Source organism: Actinomyces polynesiensis (assembly GCF_000820725.1).
GTDB lineage: Bacteria > Actinomycetota > Actinomycetes > Actinomycetales > Actinomycetaceae > Pauljensenia > Pauljensenia polynesiensis.
Map to the genome: position 1 here is coordinate 1 of NZ_CCXH01000238.1, position 1,931 is coordinate 1,931.

Annotated in this window: 3 protein-coding genes; all 3 read left to right on the forward strand. The window is 70.2% G+C overall.

Going from position 1 to position 1,931, the window contains the following annotated elements:
- Positions 1 to 619, forward strand: a 619-nt coding sequence (locus TA90_RS15195; RefSeq protein WP_043536151.1) for a hypothetical protein, incomplete at its 5' end; no start/stop codon positions are given.
- Between the two features lie 206 nt (positions 620 to 825).
- Positions 826 to 1,347, forward strand: a complete 522-nt coding sequence (gene rplJ, locus TA90_RS10140) for a 50S ribosomal protein L10 (RefSeq protein WP_043536153.1) — start codon at positions 826 to 828, stop codon at positions 1,345 to 1,347.
- 84 nt (positions 1,348 to 1,431) lie between these two features.
- On the forward strand, positions 1,432 to 1,815 hold the full coding sequence (rplL, locus tag TA90_RS10145) for a 50S ribosomal protein L7/L12 (protein ID WP_043536154.1): 384 nt from the start codon (positions 1,432 to 1,434) through the stop codon (positions 1,813 to 1,815).
- Positions 1,816 to 1,931: the final 116 nt, after the last annotated feature.

The window sequence follows — 1,931 nt, forward strand, 5'->3', positions numbered from 1 at the left end:
CGACTGGGGGGCGGTCCACGGCGCCACCGGCATGCTGGTGACGGCCTGGGCGGGGAAGGGGCACTGGGCACCGGAGGTGCTCAACCTCCCCGCGATGGTGGAGGCCGCGGTGCGGGGATGGAGGGGGGTGGGCCCCGAGGAGTCGGTCCACCACCTGCTCTCCGCCATCGTGCCCGCGGACGTGGCGGCCGCCCTCCTGACGCTGGGGGAGGTCCCGGAGCTGGCCCCGCTCCCGCTGCGCAACACGGACATCACCTGGGAGGCCCTGCGCCGGGGTGGCGTGCTCCCCCCGGAGTGGGGGGTGGGGGCCCGCGAGGTCGAGGAGGCCCGGCGTGCCGTGGGGTGGGCGGGTCGTCAGCTCGACCCCGGTCCCGGCGGCAGTGGGGCCCTCGCGCGTGCCCAGGTGCGTCTGTGCGTGGACATGTGCGAGTTCGGGCTCACCCTGGTCGACGTCGCCCAGGGACGCTCCTCCGCCTCCCGGGGGGACCTCGCAGGGCGCTGGGAGGCTCTGGTGGCGCGCCACCGCAGGCTCTGGCACGCGACCGCGCGCGAGGGCGGCCTCGCCCACTCCCTCTCCTTCCTCGACCCGCTGGCACACGTGCCCGGTCCCACAGCCTGAGTGGTTGGTCCACGCGCGGCCCGCTGCTAGTGTTGTCCCTGCCAAAGACCGTCGGACATCCGCCAATGCGCGGGTCGAAGTGCTGGAGCAGCCGACGCAGGTGAGTGTCCGCCCCTCGGGGCGGGAACGGACTTCCGGGCCCGGCACGCACCTGCGCGCCGGGCCTCTCGCATGGGTGCGACGGTGCACACATCGGAAGGAGGACCATGGCGAGGTCTGACAAGGTGGCAACTGTCGCCGAGCTCGTGGAGCAATTCCGCGCAGCCGACGCAGTGCTGCTCACTGAGTACCGCGGCCTGACCGTGCAGCAGCTCAAGCAGCTGCGTCGCGGCCTGGGCACAGGTGCGCACTACGCCGTGGTGAAGAACACGCTGGCTGCGCTGGCGGCCAAGGAGGTCGGTCTCGACTTCCTGGAATCGGACCTCAAGGGCCCGACCGCCATCGCATTCGTCACCGGTGAGCCCGTCGAGGCCGCCAAGACACTGCGTGATTTCGCCAAGGAGAACCCGGCACTGGTGCTGAAGTCCGGCACCATGGACGGCGCCCCGCTGTCCGCCGAGGCCGTCGTCAAGCTGGCCGATCTCGAGTCCCGTGAGGTGCTGCTGGCCAAGGCCGCAGGCGTCCTCAAGGCCAAGATCTCCCAGGCTGCGTACATGTTCACCGCGCTGCCGTCCAAGACGGTGCGCACCATCGATGCCCTCCGCGAGAAGCAGGAGCAGGCGGCCTGACGCGACAGGCCCCACGCACCCAGGTGCGTGGACATCACCACCAATCTGCTCGCGTAGCAGGCCAATCAGGAAGGAATGCCAATCATGGCCAAGCTCTCCGCTGACGAGCTCATCGAAGCTTTCAAGGAAATGACGCTCATCGAGCTGTCCGACTTCGTCAAGCAGTTCGAGGAGGTCTTCGACGTCACCGCTGCGGCCCCCGCCGCCGTGGCCGTCGCCGCCGCCCCCGCTGCCGAGGCCGAGGAGGCCGAGGAGAAGTCCGAGTTCGAGGTCGTCCTCGAGTCCTCCGGCGACAAGAAGATCGCGGTCGTCAAGGCCGTCAAGGCCCTCACCGGCCTGGGCCTGAAGGAAGCCAAGGACCTCGTGGACTCCGCTCCCTCGACCATCTTCGAGAACGCCAAGAAGGAGGACGCCGAGAAGGCGAAGTCCGAGATCGAGGCTGCAGGCGGCACCGTCACCCTCAAGTGACACTGCTCTGCTGAGCTCTTCGCGGGTGCCCGCGGACCACACCGGTCCGCGGGCACCCGTCTGTGTACGGGACGGCGTCCGCAGGGGGGGCACGGCGTCCGCATGGGGGACGAGGT

Bases quoted from the DNA above. Each gene is read 5' to 3' on its own strand.
- rplJ (WP_043536153.1), top strand. From the start codon at position 826: ATGGCGAGGTCTGACAAGGTGGCAACTGTCGCCGAGCTCGTGGAGCAA.
- rplL (WP_043536154.1), top strand. From the start codon at position 1,432: ATGGCCAAGCTCTCCGCTGACGAGCTCATCGAAGCTTTCAAGGAAATG.